Raw genomic sequence first — 20,885 nt, forward strand, 5'->3', positions numbered from 1 at the left:
CCCGGTCAGCTCCAGGACACCAGGCGCACGCCGAGGGTGTCGCCCACGGCGACCAGTTCGCCGCGGCCCACGTCGCGGCCGTTGGCGCGGATCGCGACGTTCGCGCCCTCGAGCGCGGTTGCCAGCGGGAAGACATGGCCGGGCTGCAGGTCGGCGAGTTCGCCGACGCTCAGTTCGCTGCGGCCGAGTTCGAACTCCAGGCGCACCGGCAGGCGCCGCGCGGGGTCGGCATCGGCCGCCGTCGGGCTGCCCTCGTGATCGGTCATGGTGCTGTCCTCCTGGTACATGGCGGTCGGGATAGGTGTGCCGCGCACGGACCAGCCGCCGGCGGCCGGGGCCAGCGGCCAGTCCTGGCCGGCGGCGCGCGCGATCACGTGGGGCTGGCTGCTGCGGCCGGCGACGATCACGTCGCCCGGGCGCAACGCGCGCCAGTCGCCAGCGGAAAGCGGGGGCGCCGCGAGCAGCAGCGATACCGCGACCGGCAGCGCGCGCCAGCGCCCTGCGCCCTTCGGCGGCTCGCCGTCATGCGCGGGTTCGGCGCGGGCAGCCAGGCGGTGCAGCCAGGCGGCCGGCAGCCACAGGCAGGCGCGGGTGCGCGCTGGCGGCGCCGCGGGCGCCGCGTCGTCCGGCAGCGGCGCATCGTCCTCGATGGCCACGTCCAGCCACAGCCCGGGCGCGGCCAGCGCTGTCGTGGCGTCGCCGGGGGCGTCATCCACCACCGGCAGCAGCGACACGCCCAGCCATTCGCTCAGCCGCATCAGCAGCGACTCGTGGGCCAGGCTCCAGGCGAGCACGCGCGCGCGGCCGCTGTGGTCGCTCCAGCGCATGCGGCCGTCGTCGGCGTCGCCCGCCGCACCCTCGACGTGCAGCGCCAGGCGCGTGCCCTCGGCGTCGATCTCGAACGCGGCGCTCGGCGCGCGGCCGAAGCGCACCTCGACCGCGCTGCGGTCGGCGAGCATCCACCAGCGCGGTTCGGCGAAGAACGCGCGCAGCGCTTCGGCCACCGGCGCGTCGAGCACCGGAAGCAGGCCGCGCGGTGAACGTGCCGCGACAACCGCTGCCGGCACGCGCACGGCGTCGCCGGTGCGCGCGCGGGCCTTGCGCGCGCCGCGCTCAACCGTGGCCAAGCGCCACCTTCATCAGCTCCGGCACGGAGCGCACGCCCAGCTTCGCCATCATGTTCGCCCTGTGCAGTTCAACGGTCTTGATGCTGATGCCGAGGATGTCGGCGATGATCTTGTTCGGTTTGCTGGCCACCACCAGGTCGAGCACCTGGCGTTCGCGCGGGCTGAGCCGGGCGAGGAGTTCGCCGGCCATCGCGCCGCCGCCATTGCCGCGGCTGCGTGCGCTGGCCAGCGCGGTGCGCAGCGCGCCGACCAGCGCCTCCTCGCTGAACGGCTTCTCGAGGAAGTTCGACGCGCCCTTGCGCATCGCCTCGACCGCCAGCGGCACATCGCCGTGCGCGGTCACGAACACCAGCGGCAGGTGGATGCCGCGGCGGATGAGTTCGTCCTGCAACTGCAGCCCACTCATTTCCGGCATGCGGATGTCCGACACCAGGCACTCGGCGACGTCGCCGTGGCGATTGCCGGCATAGGCCGCCAGGAACGCCGCGCCGGAGGCGAATGGCAGCACCTCGTAGCCGGAGGTCTCCAGCAGCCAGGCGGTGGAATCGCGGAATCCGTCGTTGTCGTCGACCAGGTAGACACGCGTAGCCGGCATCCTCATCCCCTTCCGTCCGCGATCGGCAGCGTGAAGCCGAACACGCTGCCACCGCCGTCGCGCGGCTCGAAGAACAGCCGCCCCTCGTGGTATTCGATGATCGAGCGGCAGATGGCGAGCCCGATGCCCAGCCCGTCGCTCTTGGTGGTGAAGAACGGCGAGAACAGCTGCTGGCCCTGCTCCGCGCTGAGGCCTTCGCCCCGGTCGCAGACGCGCACCTCGACCTCGCCGTCCAGATTCACGCGGCCTTCGATGCGCAGCCCGCGCTTCGCCGCCGGCACCTCGCGCATCGCCTCGATGGCGTTCTTCACCAGGTTCAGCAGCACCTGCTCGACCATCACCCGGTCCGCGTAGACCGCGGGCAGGTCGGGCGCCAGTGCCAGTTCGATGCGCAGTTGCTGGCGGTCCGCCTCCAGCCGCAGCAGCTCGAGCACGGTGCCGGTGATCTGCGCCAGGTCGCGCGCGTCGCGCCGGGGTTCGCGGGCGCGGATGAACTCGCGGACGCGCGAAATCACCGCGGCGGCGTGCTCGGCCTGGGTGCGCGCGGCCAGCAGCGCGCGCTCCACCTGCACCGGTCCGCCGGCCTGGTCCACCAGGCGCAGGCTGCCGTTGAGGTAGTTCACGATCGCCGCCAGCGGCTGGTTCAACTCGTGCGCGAGCATCGCCGCCATTTCGCCCACCGACATCAGCCGGGACGTGAAGAGCAGCTTTTCCTGGCGGCTGCGGTGCGAATCCAGCGCCTCGATGCGCGCGCTGATGTCGACCGCGGTCAGCAGCGACAGCGGCTCGCCGCCGGCATCGGATTCGCCCCAGTGCAGGGCATACCAGCGATTGCTGTGCGCGGCATGGACTTCGCGCGGCGCGGCACCGCCGCTGCCGCTGTCGTGGTCGTCGTCGCCGAGTTCGGCGAGCAGGCGCGTGCGATGCACATGGCCAGGCAGTCCGCTGAACGCGTCACGGTAAGGGCTGTTGCTGGCGAGCAGCCGCCCGTCGCCTCGCGCGAACGCGGCGCAGGGCACCGGGATCGCTTCGAGCAGGGCCGCGACCGCGCCGTTCGCCGTCATCGCGCGCGCATTCCACGGCGCTGGCGGGCGGGAGCGCTGTTGTAGGCTGACGCCGCGCGTCCCGCGCCAATCCCCAGGGCCTTCCATCCCGCCATGTCCAAGCGATCGCTGACTGCCATACCCGCCATCCTGTCCCTCGCCTGTGGCCGCGCCATGTCGGCCGAGCCCGTGGTTGCCGATGCCGCGCCCGCCGCCTCGTCCTTCGGCGCCGAACTGATGGCCATCCTGCTGCCCCTGGCCTTCATCATCGTGGGCCTGCTGGTGGTGCTGCGCCTGCTCCGTCGGCGCTATGGCCTCACCGGTCCCGATGCCCCGTTGTCGATCCTGCAAATCCTGCCGCTCGGGCCACGCGAGCGCCTGGTGCTGGTGAAACTGCGCTCCGGTCGCGTATTCACGATTGGAGTCAGCGCGCAAAGCGTGAACTTCGTCACCGAACTGGACGCCGACGACGTCGCGCCAATCCATCCAGCGGCCACGCCGCAGACCTCGATCAAGTGATGCACCGCACTGGCGAAATTTCCGTGACGGCAAAATTACGCCTCAATTACAGCGGCTTGCGTTCATTTCACTGAATCGGCAACGCCTTCGCCGCCATCGCGTCCTGCAATATTTCCCACGTTGCTCTTGTGTCGAGACTATCGTAATTTGCCACAAAGTGACGCATGGGGTCAGTGCGATGTGGCGAGGGCGATGCATCGATAACAGCGGACGGACGCACGGCAGTTGCACGCCGGTTGCGCGCCGTGCGTGGTGCGTGACATGCGTGCGCTGATCGGCTCGCTGTTCGCGGCACCGGGCAACGCGGCACCGCGCGTCAAGCTCGGCTACAGCGACATCATCCTTGCGTTCGCGGCGGTGATGATCATCAGCGTGATGATCCTGCCGCTGCCGCTGGTGGTGATCGACGCGCTGGTCGCGGTCAATATCTCCATCGGCTTCGGCCTGCTGTTGCTGGCGATCTACATCCCCACGCCGGTCGCGTTCTCCAGTTTCCCGAGCGTGCTGCTGCTGACCACGCTGTTCCGCCTGGCGCTGTCGATCGCCATCACCCGCTCGATCCTGCTCGATGCCGAAGGCGGGCACATCGTCGAGACCTTCGGCAGCCTGGTGGCCGGCGGCAACCTGGTGGTCGGCCTCGTGGTGTTCATGATCATCACCGTGGTGCAGTTCATCGTCATCGCCAAGGGCGCCGAACGCGTCGCCGAGGTGGCGGCGCGCTTCACCCTTGATGCGATGCCCGGCAAGCAGCTGTCGATCGACTCCGACCTGCGCTCCGGGCTGATGGACAAGGACGAGGCCAAGCGCAGGCGCCGCCTGCTGGAGTCCGAGAGCCAGCTGCACGGTGCGCTCGACGGCGCCATGAAATTCGTCAAGGGCGACGCGATCGCCGGCATCGTCATCATCATCATCAACCTGCTCGGCGGACTGGCGATCGGCGTCATGCAGCGCGACATGTCACTGGCCGACGCCACCCGCACCTACAGCATCCTGACCATCGGCGACGGCCTGGTCTCGCAGATCCCGGCCATTCTCGCCACCATCGCCGCGGGCCTGGTGGTCACGCGCACCACCGGCGAGGTCGACGACCGCCACCTCGGCGACGCCATCACCCGCCAGGTCAGCGGCCAGCCGCGCGTGCTGCTGATCACCGGCCTGCTCGCGTTGCTCATGACGCTGGTGCCGGGTTTCCCGAAGATGGTGTTCGCCGCGCTCGGCGTCTCGCTGCTTGGTATCAGCGCCTGGCGCTACCGGCACGGCTTCGTGGTGCTGCGCCGCGCGTTCCGCGTGCCCGAGGACGAAGTCGCCGAAGCCGACCGCCTGCCGCCGGTCGACGACCTGGCGCCACCCGCGCCGCTGCAGCTCGAACTGTCACCGGCGCTGCTCGCGGCGACCGGCAAGGACGCGCTGTTCGCACGCGTGGCCGGCGTGGCGCAGCGCATGCGCGAGGAATACGGCGTGCCTGTCCCCGTGCCGCAGTTGCGCGTCTCCGAAGCCCTGGGCCCTGGCGAATACCGCCTGACCGCGTTCGGCGCGCGCCTGGCGGCGGGCCACCTGCGCATGGACGAGGACTTCCGCCGCGCGGCCGTGCCCACCGACGGCAATCGCCAGCCCGGCTTCTTTCCCACGCTCGCCGGTGACTGGGTCGCCCGCGGCGAGGCCGGCGCGCTGGCACCCGACGACCTGCTTGCATCGCATTGCAGCGCCGCGCTGCAGCGCCGCCTTGGCGGATTCATCGGCATCCAGGAGACCGCCAACCTGTTCGCGCGCATGCAGCGCGACTACCCGGACCTGGTCAAGGAAATGCTGCGCGTGGTCGCGCCGCAACGCGTCGCCGACGTGCTCCGCCGGCTGGCCGAGGAAGGCGTGCCGGTGCGCAACCTGCGCGATGTGTTCGAGGCGATCACCGACGTCGGCGGCCGCGAGAAGGACGTGGTGCTGCTCACCGAATACGTGCGCGTCGCGCTCAAGCGCGAGATCGCTGAACGCCATGCCGATGTCGAACGCACGCTGCACGTGTTGCTGATCCATCCGGAACTCGAGGACAAGCTGCGCCAGTCGGTGCGCGTGGCCGGCGGCGCGAGCCAGCTGGCCATCTCGCCCGAGCTCGCCGCGCGGCTGGGCAACGAAGTGCGCGCGCACCTCGCCCGCCAGGCGCCCGGCGTCCAGCCGGTGCTGCTGTGCTCGCTCGATGTGCGCCGCCACCTGCGCAAGCTGATGGAAGTCGATTTCTTCGAGCTGCCGGTGCTGTCGTACCAGGAACTCGCACCCGACCTGCGCATCGTGCAGGCCGGGCAGGTCAACGCATGACCGTCGGGCTGCTCCGCCGCCGGGCAACGATGCAGTCGCAGGATGGAAGACGGGAGGGTCGGCAATGAACGTGGCACGGGACAACGGGACGGAGGGCGGGGTCGACAAGGTGCTGCGCGTGGTCTCGGGCCTGCATGCCGGTGCGCTGCGCCCGCTGGCGGCGCGCGAGATGATCCTCATCGGCAGCGGCGACGACTGCGACATGGTGCTCGCCGACGCCGGCGTGGCCAACCACCACGCCTTGCTCAGCCTCGTCGATGGCGCGTTCTCGCTGCGCGCGCTCGACGCACCGCTGCATGTCGGTACCACCATGGTCCACCCCGGTGATCCGGTCGAGCTCGACCGCGTGCAGCGCGTGGGCCTCGGCGAGGCGGCCATCGCGTTCGGCGCCGCGGACGATCCCGCGTGGGAGCTGCTGGTGCCCGGCGGGCTGGGGCCGCGCGCGCTGGCCACGCCGGCGGCCACCCCCTACCTGCGGCGCCTGCCGGCGGTGGCCGCAGTGGCCGTGCTGTCACTGGTCTCGCTGGCGATTTTCGCCGCGGTCATGCCGGCCAGGCCCGAACCGCCCGATCCGCGCGAGCAGTTGCAGCGCCTGGTGCCCGAGTACGGCATCGATGACGGCCGTGCCAATCTCGACCTGCAGGGCGGACTGGTGCTCACCGGAACCGTGCCCGACGCCGCCACGCGCGAGCGCATCGCGCGCCGAATCGCCGACGACAACATCGACGCCAAGCTCGAGCTGCGCACCGGCGACGACATCGCCGGCGACGTCAGCGAGATCCTCCGCGGCCAGGGCATCAACGCGCGTACGCGCTACCTCGGCAACGGCGACGTCGAGGTCAGCGGCCGCTTCGAGGACGAGGCCGCGCTGCGCGCCGCGTCCTTCTCGCGCGCCATGCGCGAGGTCAAGGGCGTGAGCCGGGTCATCCCGGTGAACGTGGCCGAGCGCAGCGCGGCGGCGAGCGCGCCGGCGGTGCCGCCAAAGCCCGTGCGCATCCGGGTTGCCGCCATCGTGCGCGGCGCCGATCCGCACGTGCTGTCCGGAAAGGGCGACAAGTACCCGGTTGGCGCGGAACTGCCCGGCATCGGCACGCTGGTGTCGATCACCGAGAACAGCGCGCACGCGCTGCGCGCCGACGGCAGCCTGGAAAAGCTCGCCGTCGAACGCGCGCCGCGGCCGGACGAGGAGGTGTCGGAGCCGCAGGATTTCTCCAACGTGCGCGGCGAGGTGTCGTCGATGCGCATGTAAGCCGCGGGCCGGCCCCGGGAAGGCCGGCCCGATCCATCCGTAGTCCAACGCAGCACAGATCACAGAGAGAGGAGAGAACCATGACCAATGTCACCGGAAATGCGGGAATCGGACAGTTCATCGCGGGCGCGGCGGTCACCGGCGGCGCCGGCGGCATCCGTGGCGGTGCGTCGGCCGGCGATCGCGGCAGCTGGTACGAGGCGATGTCGCGTGCCTGGGGCCAGACCCTGGATTCGCAGGCGTCGGTGATCACCGACATGTCGGCCAACATCAGCGGCGGCGACGACCAGCCGTCCTCGATGGTGCAGCTCACCGCGGCCAGCCTGAAGATGCAGTTCATGTCCAACAACGCCGCGACCTCGCAGAACAGCGTCGGCCAGGCGCTGGAAACGCTGGGCAAGCGCCAGTAACCGAGGCATCCGGGTGCGTGCCGCCGGTGGCTTCGCCACCGTGGCCGGTTCCCGCGAATGCAGCCCAACAGGAGACGGAAATGATCGAAGCCATCCAGGTGGCGGCCATGGACCCGACGCAGGCAGCCGGCAATGCCGCTGCCTCCGCGGGCGGTGGCCAGGCCACGGCAACGCCGTACGACGTGCGCGATTTCGCCGCGTCGCTCGAGCGCACCGGCGGCGTGCAGCCGCAGCAGCAGGCGACGCCGGTGGAACTGCCGCCGGCGCAGGCGTCCGAGGGCACGCGCGCGCTGATCGCCGCCATCGACAACCTCAACACCGGTGCCGCCAACATCAACGCGCTGTCGCAGACCATGAGCGGCAACATCGCCGAGCTCACGCCCGGGCAGATGATGGAAATGACCATGAAGTGCCATCAGTTCCTGTTCCAGGCGGAGATGACGTCCAACGTCGCCAACCGCACCTCGGACGGCATCCAGCAGCTGTTCCGGCAGCAGGGTTGACCCAGGAGGGCATGGCATGAAGTCCCACGACCGGCCGCGCGCACTGCGCGCGGCCCTGTTCGCCCTCGCGGCCGGCGCGATGCTCGCCGCCTGCGGCGGCAAGCCGTTGTACAGCCAGCTCGACGAGGGCCAGGCCAACCAGATCATGGGCGCGCTGATCGCCGCGGGCATCGATGCCGACAAGAATCCGTCGCCGTCGAAGACCGGGTGGGAGGTGCGTGTCGCGGCCTCGGACTTCCCGTACGCGATGCAGATCCTCGGCGCGCACGGCCTGCCACGGGCGCAGTTCGCGACCACCTGCGAGGTGTTCAAGAAGGAAGGGTTTGCGTCGTCCTCCACCGAGGAACGCGGGCGCGAAGTGTGCAGCCTGCAGCAGGAGCTGTCGGACACGCTGACGCGCTTCCCCGGCGTGGTCGACGCGCGCGTGCACGTCACGCTGGCCGAGCGCGACCCACTGGGCGGGTCGAGCCTGGATTCGTCGGCGTCGGTGGCGATCTTCGAACAGGCGGGCGCCAGCGTCCGCGACCGCGAGGCCGACATCAAGTTGCTGATCAAGGACGCCGTGCCCGGCCTCACCGACATCAACAAGGTCACGGTGAAATTCGCGGCCGCGCCGCCATTGCCGGCGCGCCCCGCGCAGGGGGCCGTGGCACTCTCGGCGGTCAGTCCGCTGACGCTCGGCATCGCTGCGGCGGTCGTCCTGCTGCTGGGCCTGCTGGTCGCGTTCTGGGGCCGGTTGCGCGGGACCACGCAAACCGCCAAGCCCGTCGACCAGGTCTGGAACGGCTGAGGCATGGCCTCCAGGGCGCTGCTGGCGGATATCGACCCGGGCTGGCTCGCCGATGGCGACACGCTGCTTAATGCGGAGCTTGCCGCGCGCGCCCGCGACAGTGCGCTGGGACGGCGCATGCTGGCCGCCTGGCTGGCCGACGGCCCGGCGGCGGCGCTGTTCGCGCCGGACCCGGGCCGGCAGCCGGACCTGGTGCGCATGCGCTGGCCGCGGCAGCGCCTGGACGCGCTGCTGCGCGACATCGGCGTGCTGGCGCATGCCCCCGCGATCCGCGCCGAAACCGGTCGCGAGCCGGTGCGGCGGCTGAAGGCGGCGCTGGGCAACAGCTACCTGCTCGCGCTGGACCGCACCGTGTGGGACGGACACGTCGAACGCGCGCGGCAGGCGGCGCTTGCCTCCGCGCTTGCGCACGCGCTCGCCGCCGCCACGACCGCGGACGGTCCGCAGCCGCTGCACGCGCTGTTCGATGCCCAGGGCCGCGCAGAACTGGTCGCCTGGGCGCGGCGCCGCGATCCGGCGCTGGCCGACTGGTGCCAGCTGCTGCATCCCCCGGGTCCCGCGCCGGTGGCCTGGCTGCCCGAAAAACCGGTGCTGCGCATCTACACGCACCACGACACACGTGCCGCCTGACCGCGGCCCACAGGATCCCGGATGAGCGCAGACGCTTCAGCCATCGCCAGCAGTACGCCCGTCAGCGCGACCGTGGGCGCAGGGCCACGCGCCGGTGCCGGCGTGGGGGTGTTCGAACGCCGCCAGTTCGAGCGCTCGCTGGGTGCCGGCGTCGTGCCCGCCCAGGCCTGGGCGCGGCTGGAGGAACTCGACACCTTGCTCGTCCGCGTCAACGCGCTCTACGACGAGGCCGCGGCCGAGATCGAGGCCGCCCGCGAGCAGGGCCACGCCGCGGGCTACGCGGCCGGCGTCGCCGCGGCCGAGTTGCAGATGACCGGACAGCTCGCCGCGCTCAACGAGCGGCGCGCACGGGTGCTGGGCGAGGCGTCCGGGCGCATCTCCGAACTTGCCTGCGCGATCGTCGACCGCATCGCTCCGGGCTTCGACGCCCGCAGCGTGGTGCCAGCGCTGGTGCTGCAGGCGGTGGAGGCCGCGCAGGCCGAGCAGTTCCTGCTGATCCGCGTGCACCCCTCGGTGCGCGAAAGCGTGGCCGCCGGCCTGGGTGCCGTGCGCCAGGCGCATCCGGCGGTCGGGGTGATCGAGCTGGTCGACGATCCCAGCCTCGAGCCGACCAGCTGCGTGGTGGTGTCGGAGGCCGGCGAGGTCCGCGCCGGCGTGGCGCAGCAGATCGAGGCGATCCGCGCCGCGCTCGCAGGCAGTGCCGCGCATACGGCGAGGTCGGCGCAATGAGTTCCGCCAGGTCCGCAAAGCCGCTCGCCGGCCTGGCGGCCCACGGCGCGCATGATCCGCTGTTGCATGCCCTGGCGCAGGTGCAGTCGATCGAACGCGTCGGTCGCGTGGCCGAGGCTTACGGCACGCTGATCCGCGCCACCGGCCTGAAGGCCGCGATAGGCGAGCTGTGCGAACTGCGCAATGCGCGAGGCGACGGTGATCCCACGTTCCGGCTGGCGGCTGAAGTCGTCGGCGTGTCCAAGTCACACACCCTGCTCACCCCGCTCGGCGCACTCGACGGCGTGTCCGCGACCACCGAGGTGTATGCCAGCGGCCGGCAGGCCTCGGTGCTGGTCGGCGACGGCCTCCTCGGCCGCATCCTGGACGCCCACGGCGAGGCCATCGACGACCTTGGCCCGACCGGCGCCAGCCACGAGATGCCGATCTACGCCGCCTCGCCAAATCCGCTGGCGCGCAACCTGATCGAACGCCCGTTCTCCACCGGCGTGCGCGCCATCGACACCACGATGACCGCGGGCGAGGGCCAGCGCATCGGCATCTTCGCGGTCGCCGGAGGCGGCAAGAGCACGCTGCTGGGCATGCTGGCGCGCGGCGGCGATGCCGACGTCAACATCATCGTGCTGGTCGGCGAGCGCGGCCGCGAGGTCAACGAGTTCATCCACGACAACCTCGGCCCCCAAGGCCTGGCGAAGTCGGTGGTCGTGGTGGCCACCTCCGACCGGCCGGCGCTCGAGCGCAGCCGCGCGGCCTGGGTGGGCACCGCCATCGCCGAGCACTTCCGCGACCAGGGCAAGCGCGTGCTGCTGCTGGTCGACTCGGTCACCCGCTTCGCCCGCGCCCTGCGTGACGTGGGCCTGGCGGTCGGCGAGCCCCCGGCGCGGCGCGGCTTTCCGCCATCGGTGTTCAGCGCGCTGCCGCGGCTGTTCGAGCGCGCCGGCAACAACCACATCGGCTCGATCACCGCGTTCTACACCGTGCTGGCCGAGGACGAGGACGGCGGCGACCCGATCGTCGAGGAAGTGCGCTCGATCCTCGACGGCCACATCGTGCTGTCGCGCAAGCTGGCCGCGGCCTATCACTACCCGGCGATCGACGTGCTCACCAGCCTCAGCCGCACCATGCCGCGCGTGGTCGACGGCGCGCACCAGCGCGCGGCCGGCCAGCTGCGCAAGCTGCTGGCGAAGTACCAGGACATCGAGTTGCTGATCCAGCTGGGCGAGTACAAGCGCGGCACGGATCCCGATGCCGACGCCGCCATCGAGAAGATCGGCGCGATCCGCAAGCTGCTGCAGCAGTCGTCCACCGAACTCGTGCCGTTCGCGCAGTCCGCGGACGCGCTTCGGAAACTCTTCGCGTGAAGCGCTATCCGCTGCAGACGCTGATCCGCCTGCGCGAGCACCGCACGGAGGCCGCGCGCCAGCTGGTGCTGGAGCGCCAGCGCGAGGCGCAGGCCTGTCGCGACGCCTGCCTGGGCGTGGAGGGCGAGATCATCGCGCTCGACTTCGAGCAGCGCCAGCAGCGCGGGCGGATGCTCGACGCGCCGCCGGCAGGCGTGCCGTGGCCCGCCGCGCTGGCGCAGCGCGAGACGCACATCGACCTCCTCGGCGAGCAGGCCGAAGCCGCGCGCCAGCGGTTGTTCAAGGCCCAGGACATCCTGCGCGCGGCGGAAGTCGCGCTGGCCGATGCGCGGACCGCGTACTTCCGCGCCAAGGCGCGCGTGGATGCGCTGGAAAAGCGCCGCGACGTGTGGCGCGGCGAACAATCCGCCCTCGCGTCGCGCCAGGAGGAAAGCGCCACCGAGGACCTGCTGCAGGCACGCCACCTGGCGGGCGCTGAGGCGAACAGGAGACCGGCATGACGATTGAACGCAGCAGCTCGACTTCGGCGTCGGATGCCGCGCGCAGCCGCGAAGGCGGCGAGACGACCCGCGACGTGCGCCCGCCGGCGCAGCCGGAGCACATCGAGCGCTTCCGCCATGCGCTGGACCAGGTGCGCGACAACGGCAAGGGCGGCCAGTCCGATGCCACCGCCAGCGCGGCGGAGCCTGGCGAGGAGGGCGCGCGCGTCGACGAAGGCCTGCGCATCGGCGGTCGCGAGGGCCACGGCCACGAGCAGCGCCAGGACAGCGGCCACGGCGACCAGGCCGAATCCACCCTCCTCGATCCGGCCCTGCTGTGGCAGGCGCAGAACGCGCTGCGCGGCGAGGCGCCGCAGGCGATGCCGGCGCCGGTGGGTGCCAGCAACGCGGTGATGGACATGATCGAGCGCCACGTGCGCCAGCTCGCGATCGGCGACGGCACGCGCGACGCCATCGGCGATGGCCAGGTGCTGCTGCGCATGTCCGACGCCACGCTGCCCGGCACCGACCTGCTGCTCACGCGCGTCAACGACGGCTGGGTGCTGCGCGCCGACGTGCGCTCGCGCGCCAGCCATGACGCGATCCGCGAGGCCGGCCCGGAACTTGCGCGGCGCTTCGCCGAGCGCAACCTCGGCACGTTGCGCGTGGAGTCGCACTACACCGGCTGAAGCCCGCCATAGGGTCCGACCTAGCTGGCGTGCACGCCCGCCCACGCCTGTAATCACCGCATGCGCGGCAACGCGCCCCGGAACACAGGAGCATCCGCATGGTCGGCCCGGTATCCGCGAACACCCAGAACGTCGTCGGCGATCGCACCAGCCCCGGTGGCTTCGACTACAACCGCATCAGCGGCGTCGAAGGCAACCGCAACGTCACGCCGGAGTTCATCGCCCAGGTCGAGGCCATGGCGCAGCGCCTCGGCACGCAGCCGGAATACCTGCTGGCGGTGATGAGCTTCGAAACCGGCGGCAGCTTCAGCCCTGGCGTGCGCAACGGCGCCGGCAGCGGTGCCACCGGCCTGATCCAGTTCATGCCCAACACCGCGCGCGAGCTGGGCACGTCCACCGACGCGCTGGCGCGGATGAGCGCCACCGACCAGCTGCAGTACGTGGAGCGCTACTTCAACAACCGTTCCGACCCCGGCGAGCTCGACACCCTCGAGGGTGTCTACACCACGGTACTGTACGGAAGCCCGCGACCGGACCCGAACGCCACGCTGTTCAGCGAGGGTGGGGCGGCCTACCGCATGAACTCGCCGCTGGACACCAACCGCGACGGCCGCATCACCGCAGGTGAGGCCACCTCGTTCGTGCGCGCGCGGATCGACGGCGAAGCGCCGCCGCCGCGCGACACCGGGCCTGCCCCTGCGCCGGGCGGCGAGGCGCCCGCGCCTTCGCCATCCGCGCCGGGCGGCAGCGTCACGGTGCGCAGCGGCGACACGCTGTCGGGCATCGCGGCGCGCAACGACGTGTCGCTCGATGCCGTGCTCGCGGCCAATCCGCAGATCCGCAACCCGGACCTGATCTATCCCGGCCAGACCGTGCACCTGCCAGGCGGCGGTGGCCGGGACGTCACGGTGCGCGGCGGCGACACGCTGACGGGCATCGCTGCACGCAACGGCGTGTCGCTGGACGCGGTGCTCGCCGCGAACCCGCAGATCCGCAACCCGGACTTGATCCATCCCGGTCAGCTGGTGCGTATCCCAGGTGGCGGAACCCCGGCACCCGGCGGCGGCAACGCGCCCGCCCCGGCGCCAGGGCAACCGCCCTCGGGCGATGTCCCGACGTACGCGCCCTACACCGTGTACAGCACCGGGAACGCACCTGCCATCGCGGTGCAGGGCCCGGACCAGATGCAGCCCCACCACGACTACCAGACCGCGCAGCGCGGTGGCCAGACGCTGGAAGTGCGCGACGTGGTCCTGCACCGCAACGGCCAGTCGCAGTCGCAACAGGCCATTCCCTCGCCGATCGCCGGCACCGTGGTGTCGGCAGGCCCCATGGGCAATGCCGGCAATGCGGTGGTGGTGCGGGGCGACCAGGGCCAGCTGGTCTACATCTTCCACATGTCGAGCATCGACGTGCGTGCAGGGCAGCGCGTCGACTACGGGCAGGACCTGGGCAACCAGGGCTCGACCGGCAACTCGACCGGGCCGCACGTGCACATCGAAGCCTCGAGCGCGACCATCGACCGCTGGGTCAACGACCTCCTCGACGGACGCTTTGACGGGCGCAGGCAGTAGCCGGCACCCGCCGTGGTCCGGCGCATCAGGGCGCGTGCCATGCTGCCGGCATGACCGCATCACGCACATGGCCACCGCGGCTGCATCCGTGGCGCGCGGCGCCGGTGATGGCCTGCGTGCTCGCGCTTGGGTTCGCCGCGGGCTGCGAGCGTCCCGCCGCCGTGGATCCGCAGCCTGCCGCAGCCCGCATCGCTCCAGCGGATTCCGTCGGGCTGGACGGGCCAGTGCGCATCGAGGCCCTTGATCCACGACCCGGCACCCAGCTGCCTGCGGACATCGCCCGGGCCCTGTCCAGCGACGCGCGCGTACTCGATTGCGCGGAGGGCACGCATGCGGGCGCGTCCGCGTTCGCGCCCGACTGGGTCGTCGCGCGGCGCGTCAATCTTGACGATGACGGCCGCGACGACTGGGTCGTGCACGGACGCCATCGCTGCCTGGCTGCTGGCGATGCAGCCGACTGGTGGCTCTACGCCGACGACGGGACACGGCGCCGGCTGCTGCTGGCGGCCGGCCGGGCGCGTGCGATGGAACTGCAGGCGCCGCGCAACGGCGGGTTCCGCGACGTGGTGTTCCAGCGTGACGGCGGCGCCGTGCGCGCCAGCTACCGGGGTACGGCGTACGTATTCCCCACGCTGCAGCGCACCGGGGCCACCGCGGGCACGGGCACGACCCTCGACTCCGGGCGGTCCACCGCGTCGCCTGCCAATGGCGCGCAGGTCGTGCAGACCGTGGCCGGGCGGCTCGAGATCTCACCCGCCGGCACCGGCACGCACGGCGACGCCCACGTGGTGCGGCTCGACGGGCGGGAACTGCTGCGCACCGGTGCCGATGGTGCATTCGCCGATTTCCCGCTGCCGCGCCTGGTCGCGCGCTATCCCGCCCTCGCGCCGTTCGATGAAGTGCTGGTGTTCCAGCAGCACATGTACGGCAACGCCTGCAGCGGCGGTCCGCTGTGGATGCTGGGATTGCGGCGCGGCGGGGCGGCGGTGCGTTCCGCGGCCATCGACTACTGCGGCGGAGGCGACCCGGTGCTCCAGGCCGACGGCGCGGCACTGCGCGTCACCCTGCCCGGAGCGCCCGCCAGCGGCGCGCATGCGGGCCAGGCGCCGCAGCGCTGGGAGTTCCGCGACGGCGAATTGCACCGGCTCGATACGCCCTGATCCCGGCGTGCGGGGCACGGAGCACACGCGCTCGCCTGGAATCAGGCGCGCGCCGCGCGCCGGCGCACGCCGCGCCAATCACCGCGCGCCAGGCGCAGCTCCAGCGCCGGTCGCCCGCGCTGCACCACCTCGCCGGCCTGGACGAAGCCCAGGCGCATGAGCAGCGGCGGCACCGAACGGTTGGCGGGATCGCACCGCCCGACCAGCGCCGGCAGCCGCAGGGTTTCAAAGGCGTGCGCGCACAGCGCGGCGCCGCCTTCAAGCGCATAACCGCGACCCCAGGCGCGCGGCAACAACCGGGTTCCGATTTCCACCTCGCCGGGTGCGAGCTCCGCCATCAGCGAGAAGAAACCGAGGAAGCCGCGCGCGTCGTCGGCGCGCCAGACCCCCAGGCCAGGCCGCTCGCGATAGATGCGGTTGGCCAGGTCGACCAGCGCGCACGCGCTGGCGATGTCGTTGACCGGCGCGTCCAGCAGCGCCTGCGTCACCCGCGCGTCGCGGCCAAGGCGCTGCAGGTCGAACACATCGGCGTGGCGCAGCCCGCGCAGGGTCACCCGCCGCGTGTGCAGGAACGGATCGCCCGGATGGTCGCGTGTCGACATGCGCCGAGTATGCCGCGCCCCCCGCGCCCGCGGAGGCGCTCAAGGGTGCGCCCTAGGTGGGGCGCGCACCAGCTTGGCGCGTGGCCGGCGATGCGGAAACTGCCACCTGTCCGGCGAGATCCCCCGGGCATATCCCAACCAGGTGAGGACATGACATGGGCAGTCAAATCGGTTCAATCGTCGGCGGTCTCGTCGGCACCTTCTTTGGTGGCCCCGCCGGTGCGGCCATCGGCCAGCAGCTCGGCTCCTGGCTCGGCGGCATGATCGGTGGCGAAAGCGGCGGCGCCGAAAGCGGCGGATTCGACTTCGGCTCGATGTTCGGCAACGCCTATTCGGGCGGTTTCGACTTCGGCTTCGGCGCGGGGGGCGGCTGAGCGATGCAGGCCGATGGCGCACCGCGCACCCGCGAGGAACTCGCCGAGCGTCTCGGCGACCTTCGCCGGCAGGGCATCCTCGACACCGCGGAAGAAGATCGCCTCCTCCGCCATTACGACGCGTTGCTGCGCGACGTGAACGAGGAAAAGGCGCGGCTCGAGCCGGAGTACAACCGGCGCGTCCGCGAACAGGGGCTGGAGCCTGCCAATGCCTGGCTGCGCGACGCCGCACAGGACCTGGGGCGCCGGCATGGTGAAGCCACGCGCGTGATCACCGACCAGTTGCGCGTGGTCACCGGCTGATCCGCAGCCGTCGGCCCGGAGGTGCCGGTGGACGCACGCGACCCCTTAGGGTTGGCCCCAGATTGTTGCGCGATGCGAACTCCCTACACTCGATCCCGACAGCCAAGCAGCACCGTGCCCCGCCCACTTCGAGACGATCCGATGGCCCAGCGTCCGCCCCAGCGTCCGACCTTCCAGCAGCCCGCGGCATTTGTCGCCGCTGCCGCGCTGGAAACGTCGCCCGCACCGGTGGCCGCGCTCGACTCCGGCATGGAGGAGCTGCTGCGCCAGTTCGAAGAGGCGCTGCACGAGCTGGAGAACGATCCTTCGATGGATCTCGCCACCCGCACCATGCTGCGCGACCAGTTCACGCAGGCCATGCGCGACATGCGGCATGGCAGCGACACCGCGGTGGAGATCCCCGACCGGGCCATGTGGATGGATGCGCTCCAGGCGCTCCAGGCCAGCGGCGCGGTCGCAACCGACGAAGTCGACGAGCTCATCCGCCAGGTCAACCAGGCGTTGCAGCCGCTGCAGCGTCGCGACACGCGCATCGCGCTCGAGTTCAGCCGCCGGCTGCGCAGCGAGGGCGAGGAAAAGGCCTTGGCCTGGTTCCGCACCGAGACCGCGAAGAACAGGGCCGAAGAGGGTGAGTCCGTCCCGGCCGTTGTTCCTCCCGTCGCGACGGTGTCGCCGATATTGCGCGGTGACGTGGTGAACTCGCGCTCGCGGCGGCTTCGTGGACCTCCGTGAGAAGAAGGTTTCACGGCCTGCGGGCCGGCTGGACTCTTCAACTTCCCGACAAAGAACATCCACGGAGATCACCATGAGCATCGAAGGCAACTTCAACTTTTCTTTCAACGCCACCGCGCAGAACGATCGCGCCTCCGAGGCGCAGAATGCGCGCGCCGGCGGCAGCAACGGCGGCGGCTGGCTGCTCGCGATTGCACTGACCATCGGCAAGATCGCGGACGCGATGGGCGAGCGCATGCTCAAGCTGGCGGAAAAGATCGATACCCTGCAGGCCAAGCAGGCCGACGACCCGAAGGCGGTCGACGCCGAGACGGGCGACGGCCTGACCGAGCTGAACGCCCAGCTGCAGGTCCTCGGCCAGCAGCTCGGCCAGATGCTGCAGATGCTCTCCACCATCGTGAAGACCATCGGTGAAGGCAACAAGGATCTCGCCCGCAAGCAGTAAGGGTTCGCAGGCTGGTCCCCGACGCCTCCGGCTTTGCCCGGGGGCGTTCGGCATTTTGCGGAGGCAACTCATGAACCTGTTCACGCGCAGTGCGGTCGCCATCGCCATCACCTGCGCCGCCGGCTGCGGCAACGCCGCGGAGCGCGCGGCCACGCCATTCACGGGCTCCTATGCCGGTACCGTGAGCGCCCGTGTCGCGCAGGGCCATGGCAAGGCGCAATCCGGCACCGCCAGCGCCACGTTCGCGCCGTCCGGAGGGCGCGACCGCCTGGAGGTGAAAGCAAGTATCCGGCGCGCCAATGATTCCGGCTTCGTCGTGCACGGCCGCCCGGTGCACGGTGGATGGCAGGGCCGCGGCGGTCCGCTCAGCCTGGTCGTCGATCGCGCTGGCCGCATCACCGGTGGTGGCATCGAGAAGGGCCACCGGATCGGGTTTTCCGGGCAACTTGACGCGGGGCGCATGACCCTGACCGTCGAGACCGTCCAGCTGGCGCCGCCCGGCGAGCGGATCGTGTTCGAGTACCGGCTGACGCGTCCTGCGCCGGCCGGGCAGGTCGGCGCGACGGCGGCCGGGCGCGCCCAGGCGACCGGTGCCTGCAGGCGGCGGGTGTGGAGGACGCGCAACGTCGCTGCTCCCGGCGGCGGCATGGTGATGACCCAGGTTCCCCACTGCCTCGATTGAGCGGCGCGGCGTGCGGGCTTCAGTCGACGCTGTCCACCCGCGACGCGCGCGCGCGGCCGCCACGCGCCAGGTGGCGCGCGAACCACCACGCGCCGCCCGCGGCCACCAGGCCTGCGATCGCGAACCCGCCGCTCCAGCCTCGACCCGACACGGCACTGGCGGCGCTGCCGCTGCCCGACGGCAGCAAGCCCACGATGGCGAAGGCCACGCAGCCGTAGGCGATGATCGCCAGCAACCAGAACAGCCACTGCATGGCGGCCGCCTGGAGTTCGCGTTCGACCTCCCGCGCATCGCGACCCGCCCCCGACGTGCGGCCCTGCGCGCCCATCGCCACCAGCAATGCCGACAGGCTCCCGGGCAGCGCGCGCCCACCGCGCCGCAGCCTGCGGCGCTGCGGGCCTTCGCCGGTGTAGGTGCCGCTCATCGATTCCGCGCGCACCGCCTGGCCGCGGTCGGCGATGGCGAGGCCGGCCACGTTGCGTGCGTCCGCGCCCTGGGCTGCCGGCAGCGCCGGTGCCGTGGCCGCGGTGGCCAAGGTGGCCCCGACCGCGGCGGTGGCCGCTGCCGCGGCCGCAAGCGTCGACGCCGACGCATTGCCCGGCAGCGTGGCCTGCAGGGGACCCGCCGCGTCGGCACGCGCCAGCCCCGCGGGCAGTGCGTCGCCGCGGGCAAGCGGCTGGACGGGGAGGCCCTCGCCGCGTGGTGGCGTGGCGGCATGCAACTGGCCAGCATCCGCGCGCAGCGGCAGCGCTGCCTGCTGTGCGAGATCGCCGCGCGCCTGCGCCGCCGGCATGGCGCCGGCGGCCTGGGCGACTGCCACGCCGGTCGTCGCCACGCCGGGGAGTTGTGCGGCCAGCCCCGTACCGCTGCCCGGCAGGCCCGCCATCGCGGGCTGCGCACCCATGGCCATGGGTGCCGCGGCTTGCGCGCCGTGGGGTCCGTGTCCGTGGGCGTGCCCATGGCCCTGCGCCGCGTGCGCGGGTGGCCCCGGAGGCGACCCGCGCGGCGGCAGCGCATTGGCGAGTCCCTGGGCGACGTCCAGGCTGCCCTGGATCACCTGGCCCGGTGGAGCCGATGGTCCGTTGCCAGGGTTGGGCCGGTCCAGGCCCGGCGGAATGTGGCCCGGCAGCGCGCGTTCGACACCGCGCGGCCCGGCCGGCAGGTCCGGGATACCCGGAATGGCGCGCGGAACACCGCCGGGCATGTCGCCGCCCTTGGGTGGGCCAAAGCCGCGGTCGCCCGCCCCCGGATGCGGGCCGCCGTGATGGTGGAGGGGGCCGCCCGCGTTGTGCGGCCCGCGCCCCGCCATCGGGCCGCGGTTGAGGAGCGCCTGCGCGTTCGCGTGCACATTGTCGATGAGGGACATCGCGCGCCTCCGGCGTCGGCCATGTCGCTGCCGCTGCGGGCGTGGACAGATCCCGAGGCTAGGCGCCGACCGTAGCGGGCACACCCCGGGGCAAACCCTAGGTCGGGCGGCGGCACCATAAAAAACGGGAGACCCTGGGTCTCCCGTAAAGCCGGCCGAAACCGGAGGACTGTGTTGTGGCCAAGGCAGGTTACCTGCTGGTACAACCTGATGCAACGCTTGAGTTTATGGCATTCAAATGATTGATTTTGTTACCTGTCGAGCAGGAGCGCATCACGCTTTGCCGCACGCCGCACCGTGCGCGGCTGGCCCCAGGCGTTGTTGAACAGTGCCGGTTCCCAGGCGCCGTAGGTCGGATTGGGCAGCACCCACCAGCGGTCGCCGAACCAGGCGCGGTATTCCGCGTGCAGCGCTGCGTGCGCCTGCGGCGTGTTGGCCGGCGCCTCGACGAAGTCGCCCAGCTGGTCGCCGAACTGCATCAGCACGCGATAGCCGCGGCCGGCCAGCTGGCGGCGGCAGGTCTTGCCGGAGCCCTTCTGCTCGCAGCCCTCGACCACGGTGCCAAGCCCGAGGAACACGCTGTCGTCCTTCACCGGAAGGCCTACCGCGCGCAGGTTGGCGAGGGTCGCCGCGTGCAGGGCCTTGTCGCGGTTGGAGAGGTAGATGACGGTGACGCCCTTGGCGTGCGCGGCGCGCGCGAACTCCAGCACGCCCGGCACCGGCTTGGCCTTCTCCTCGGCGACCCACTCGGCCCAGGTGGCGTCGTCGTACTCCAGGCCATCCCGGACCAGGCGCGCCTGGTAGGGCGAGTTGTCGAGGACGGTCTCGTCGATGTCCATGACCACCGCGGGCGGCAGGGCGGCGATGGACGCCGCGTTGCGGCGCTCGCCCGGCACCAGGGCATTCCAGTCAGGGGTGGCCAGCGCGGTATCCAGGCGTTCGCCCGCGGCGCGGAACACCGTTTCCGACAGCGCCCGGTATTCCACCGAACGTTGCACCCAGAGCACGGCGTTGAGGTTGTCGTCTGCCGGCACGGCCACCTGCGCGGCAGCCGGCGTGACGGCGGCGGGCGCCGTGCCCGGGAGCGGTGCCGTCGTCGTGCAGGCGCCCAGCGCCAGCACGGCGGCGAGCAGGGTGAGCGTGGGCAGCGTGCGGCGCATGGCGGGACCTGGCGGGTGGAGGGCCGCCGAGTCTAGCCGACACCGGCGAACGC

Annotated in this window: 24 protein-coding genes; 18 read left to right on the plus strand and 6 right to left on the minus strand. The window is 71.8% G+C overall.

Annotation, left to right across the window (positions count from 1 at the left end; genetic code table 11):
- Positions 1-5 precede the first annotated feature (5 nt).
- From sctQ to H5368_RS09965, 3 genes are read right to left on the minus strand one after another with little or no spacing between them, the layout of a single operon-like run.
- Entirely contained in the window at positions 6-1,127 is a 1,122-nt protein-coding gene (sctQ, locus tag H5368_RS09955; protein WP_182824159.1) for a type III secretion system cytoplasmic ring protein SctQ, read from the minus strand.
- A complete protein-coding gene (locus tag H5368_RS09960; protein ID WP_255486505.1) occupies positions 1,114-1,722 on the minus strand; it encodes a response regulator in 609 nt (202 codons plus the stop codon). The genes sctQ and H5368_RS09960 overlap by 14 nt, the downstream gene beginning before the upstream one ends.
- Positions 1,723-1,724: 2 nt before the next feature.
- The gene (locus H5368_RS09965) at positions 1,725-2,786 is read right to left on the minus strand and encodes an ATP-binding protein (RefSeq protein WP_182824163.1); all 1,062 of its coding nucleotides are present in this window, start codon (positions 2,784-2,786) and stop codon (positions 1,725-1,727) included.
- A gap of 153 nt (positions 2,787-2,939) precedes the next feature.
- On the opposite strand from H5368_RS09965, the gene H5368_RS09970 reads away from it, so the two are divergent.
- The 13 genes from H5368_RS09970 to H5368_RS10030 all read left to right on the plus strand — a co-directional run bounded on the left by H5368_RS09970 (position 2,940) and on the right by H5368_RS10030 (position 15,168).
- Positions 2,940-3,284: a flagellar biosynthetic protein FliO gene (locus H5368_RS09970; RefSeq protein ID WP_182824165.1), complete on the plus strand. Its 345-nt coding sequence runs from the start codon at positions 2,940-2,942 to the stop codon at positions 3,282-3,284.
- A 261-nt stretch (positions 3,285-3,545) separates the two neighbouring features.
- Entirely contained in the window at positions 3,546-5,594 is a 2,049-nt protein-coding gene (gene sctV, locus H5368_RS09975) for a type III secretion system export apparatus subunit SctV (protein ID WP_182824167.1), read from the plus strand.
- 64 nt (positions 5,595-5,658) lie between these two features.
- Complete coding sequence (locus H5368_RS09980) at positions 5,659-6,843, plus strand: FHA domain-containing protein (RefSeq protein WP_182824170.1); 1,185 nt, start codon at positions 5,659-5,661, stop codon at positions 6,841-6,843.
- 80 nt (positions 6,844-6,923) lie between these two features.
- Positions 6,924-7,253, plus strand: a complete 330-nt coding sequence (locus H5368_RS09985) for a hypothetical protein (protein ID WP_199374003.1) — start codon at positions 6,924-6,926, stop codon at positions 7,251-7,253.
- Between the two features lie 80 nt (positions 7,254-7,333).
- On the plus strand, positions 7,334-7,756 hold the full coding sequence (locus H5368_RS09990; protein WP_182824172.1) for a hypothetical protein: 423 nt from the start codon (positions 7,334-7,336) through the stop codon (positions 7,754-7,756).
- A gap of 16 nt (positions 7,757-7,772) precedes the next feature.
- A complete protein-coding gene (locus H5368_RS09995) occupies positions 7,773-8,546 on the plus strand; it encodes an EscJ/YscJ/HrcJ family type III secretion inner membrane ring protein (protein ID WP_182824174.1) in 774 nt (257 codons plus the stop codon).
- Positions 8,547-8,549: 3 nt separating this feature from the next.
- Entirely contained in the window at positions 8,550-9,176 is a 627-nt protein-coding gene (locus tag H5368_RS10000) for a hypothetical protein (RefSeq protein WP_182824176.1), read from the plus strand.
- Positions 9,177-9,197: 21 nt separating this feature from the next.
- Positions 9,198-9,905 carry a FliH/SctL family protein gene (locus H5368_RS10005; RefSeq protein WP_182824178.1) on the plus strand — a complete coding sequence of 236 codons (708 nt, stop codon included), beginning with the start codon at positions 9,198-9,200 and terminating at the stop codon, positions 9,903-9,905.
- Complete coding sequence (locus H5368_RS10010; RefSeq protein ID WP_182824180.1) at positions 9,902-11,266, plus strand: FliI/YscN family ATPase; 1,365 nt, start codon at positions 9,902-9,904, stop codon at positions 11,264-11,266. Before H5368_RS10005 ends, H5368_RS10010 begins: the two co-directional genes overlap by 4 nt.
- Positions 11,263-11,766 carry a hypothetical protein gene (locus H5368_RS10015; RefSeq protein ID WP_182824182.1) on the plus strand — a complete coding sequence of 168 codons (504 nt, stop codon included), beginning with the start codon at positions 11,263-11,265 and terminating at the stop codon, positions 11,764-11,766. The genes H5368_RS10010 and H5368_RS10015 overlap by 4 nt, the downstream gene beginning before the upstream one ends.
- Positions 11,763-12,434 (plus strand): hypothetical protein, encoded by a 672-nt coding sequence (locus H5368_RS10020; protein WP_182824184.1) that lies wholly within the window; start codon positions 11,763-11,765, stop codon positions 12,432-12,434. Before H5368_RS10015 ends, H5368_RS10020 begins: the two co-directional genes overlap by 4 nt.
- 98 nt (positions 12,435-12,532) lie before the next feature.
- Positions 12,533-14,008: a LysM peptidoglycan-binding domain-containing protein gene (locus H5368_RS10025; RefSeq protein ID WP_182824186.1), complete on the plus strand. Its 1,476-nt coding sequence runs from the start codon at positions 12,533-12,535 to the stop codon at positions 14,006-14,008.
- A 50-nt stretch (positions 14,009-14,058) separates the two neighbouring features.
- Positions 14,059-15,168 carry a hypothetical protein gene (locus H5368_RS10030; protein ID WP_182824188.1) on the plus strand — a complete coding sequence of 370 codons (1,110 nt, stop codon included), beginning with the start codon at positions 14,059-14,061 and terminating at the stop codon, positions 15,166-15,168.
- Between the two features lie 41 nt (positions 15,169-15,209).
- Here H5368_RS10030 and H5368_RS10035 read toward each other — a convergent pair whose 3' ends face one another.
- Positions 15,210-15,770, minus strand: a complete 561-nt coding sequence (locus tag H5368_RS10035) for a GNAT family N-acetyltransferase (protein WP_182824190.1) — start codon at positions 15,768-15,770, stop codon at positions 15,210-15,212.
- 155 nt (positions 15,771-15,925) lie between these two features.
- Here H5368_RS10035 and H5368_RS10040 point away from each other — a divergent pair, with 155 nt between their 5' ends.
- From H5368_RS10040 to H5368_RS10060, 5 genes are all read left to right on the plus strand, one after another.
- Entirely contained in the window at positions 15,926-16,144 is a 219-nt protein-coding gene (locus H5368_RS10040; protein WP_182824193.1) for a hypothetical protein, read from the plus strand.
- A gap of 3 nt (positions 16,145-16,147) precedes the next feature.
- Positions 16,148-16,447, plus strand: a complete 300-nt coding sequence (locus H5368_RS10045) for a hypothetical protein (RefSeq protein ID WP_182824195.1) — start codon at positions 16,148-16,150, stop codon at positions 16,445-16,447.
- A 141-nt stretch (positions 16,448-16,588) separates the two neighbouring features.
- The gene (locus tag H5368_RS10050; RefSeq protein WP_182824198.1) at positions 16,589-17,179 is read left to right on the plus strand and encodes a hypothetical protein; all 591 of its coding nucleotides are present in this window, start codon (positions 16,589-16,591) and stop codon (positions 17,177-17,179) included.
- Between the two features lie 73 nt (positions 17,180-17,252).
- Complete coding sequence (locus H5368_RS10055) at positions 17,253-17,624, plus strand: hypothetical protein (protein WP_182824199.1); 372 nt, start codon at positions 17,253-17,255, stop codon at positions 17,622-17,624.
- A 70-nt stretch (positions 17,625-17,694) separates the two neighbouring features.
- A complete protein-coding gene (locus H5368_RS10060; protein WP_182824201.1) occupies positions 17,695-18,306 on the plus strand; it encodes a hypothetical protein in 612 nt (203 codons plus the stop codon).
- Positions 18,307-18,325: 19 nt separating this feature from the next.
- Here H5368_RS10060 and H5368_RS10065 read toward each other — a convergent pair whose 3' ends face one another.
- On the minus strand, positions 18,326-19,672 hold the full coding sequence (locus H5368_RS10065) for a hypothetical protein (protein ID WP_182824203.1): 1,347 nt from the start codon (positions 19,670-19,672) through the stop codon (positions 18,326-18,328).
- A gap of 251 nt (positions 19,673-19,923) precedes the next feature.
- Positions 19,924-20,832 (minus strand): 5'-nucleotidase, lipoprotein e(P4) family, encoded by a 909-nt coding sequence (locus H5368_RS10070; protein ID WP_182824205.1) that lies wholly within the window; start codon positions 20,830-20,832, stop codon positions 19,924-19,926.
- Between the last annotated feature and the right edge of the window lie 53 nt (positions 20,833-20,885).

This window comes from Luteimonas sp. MC1782 (genome assembly GCF_014164605.1).
Lineage (GTDB): Bacteria > Pseudomonadota > Gammaproteobacteria > Xanthomonadales > Xanthomonadaceae > Luteimonas.

Coding starts and splice junctions, on each gene's coding strand:
- H5368_RS10055 (WP_182824199.1), top strand. CDS start 17,253: ATGAGCATCGAAGGCAACTTCAACTTTTCTTTCAACGCCACCGCGCAG.
- H5368_RS09985 (WP_199374003.1), top strand. CDS start 6,924: ATGACCAATGTCACCGGAAATGCGGGAATCGGACAGTTCATCGCGGGC.
- H5368_RS10060 (WP_182824201.1), top strand. CDS start 17,695: ATGAACCTGTTCACGCGCAGTGCGGTCGCCATCGCCATCACCTGCGCC.
- H5368_RS09960 (WP_255486505.1), bottom strand. CDS start 1,722: ATGCCGGCTACGCGTGTCTACCTGGTCGACGACAACGACGGATTCCGC.
- H5368_RS10045 (WP_182824195.1), top strand. CDS start 16,148: ATGCAGGCCGATGGCGCACCGCGCACCCGCGAGGAACTCGCCGAGCGT.
- H5368_RS10030 (WP_182824188.1), top strand. CDS start 14,059: ATGACCGCATCACGCACATGGCCACCGCGGCTGCATCCGTGGCGCGCG.
- H5368_RS10010 (WP_182824180.1), top strand. CDS start 9,902: ATGAGTTCCGCCAGGTCCGCAAAGCCGCTCGCCGGCCTGGCGGCCCAC.
- H5368_RS10005 (WP_182824178.1), top strand. CDS start 9,198: ATGAGCGCAGACGCTTCAGCCATCGCCAGCAGTACGCCCGTCAGCGCG.
- H5368_RS09970 (WP_182824165.1), top strand. CDS start 2,940: ATGTCGGCCGAGCCCGTGGTTGCCGATGCCGCGCCCGCCGCCTCGTCC.
- H5368_RS10000 (WP_182824176.1), top strand. CDS start 8,550: ATGGCCTCCAGGGCGCTGCTGGCGGATATCGACCCGGGCTGGCTCGCC.
- H5368_RS10050 (WP_182824198.1), top strand. CDS start 16,589: ATGGCCCAGCGTCCGCCCCAGCGTCCGACCTTCCAGCAGCCCGCGGCA.
- H5368_RS10020 (WP_182824184.1), top strand. CDS start 11,763: ATGACGATTGAACGCAGCAGCTCGACTTCGGCGTCGGATGCCGCGCGC.
- H5368_RS10070 (WP_182824205.1), bottom strand. CDS start 20,832: ATGCGCCGCACGCTGCCCACGCTCACCCTGCTCGCCGCCGTGCTGGCG.
- H5368_RS10035 (WP_182824190.1), bottom strand. CDS start 15,770: ATGTCGACACGCGACCATCCGGGCGATCCGTTCCTGCACACGCGGCGG.
- H5368_RS10065 (WP_182824203.1), bottom strand. CDS start 19,672: ATGTCCCTCATCGACAATGTGCACGCGAACGCGCAGGCGCTCCTCAAC.
- H5368_RS09980 (WP_182824170.1), top strand. CDS start 5,659: ATGAACGTGGCACGGGACAACGGGACGGAGGGCGGGGTCGACAAGGTG.
- H5368_RS10040 (WP_182824193.1), top strand. CDS start 15,926: ATGGGCAGTCAAATCGGTTCAATCGTCGGCGGTCTCGTCGGCACCTTC.
- H5368_RS09990 (WP_182824172.1), top strand. CDS start 7,334: ATGATCGAAGCCATCCAGGTGGCGGCCATGGACCCGACGCAGGCAGCC.
- H5368_RS10025 (WP_182824186.1), top strand. CDS start 12,533: ATGGTCGGCCCGGTATCCGCGAACACCCAGAACGTCGTCGGCGATCGC.
- sctV (WP_182824167.1), top strand. CDS start 3,546: ATGCGTGCGCTGATCGGCTCGCTGTTCGCGGCACCGGGCAACGCGGCA.
- H5368_RS09995 (WP_182824174.1), top strand. CDS start 7,773: ATGAAGTCCCACGACCGGCCGCGCGCACTGCGCGCGGCCCTGTTCGCC.
- H5368_RS09965 (WP_182824163.1), bottom strand. CDS start 2,786: ATGACGGCGAACGGCGCGGTCGCGGCCCTGCTCGAAGCGATCCCGGTG.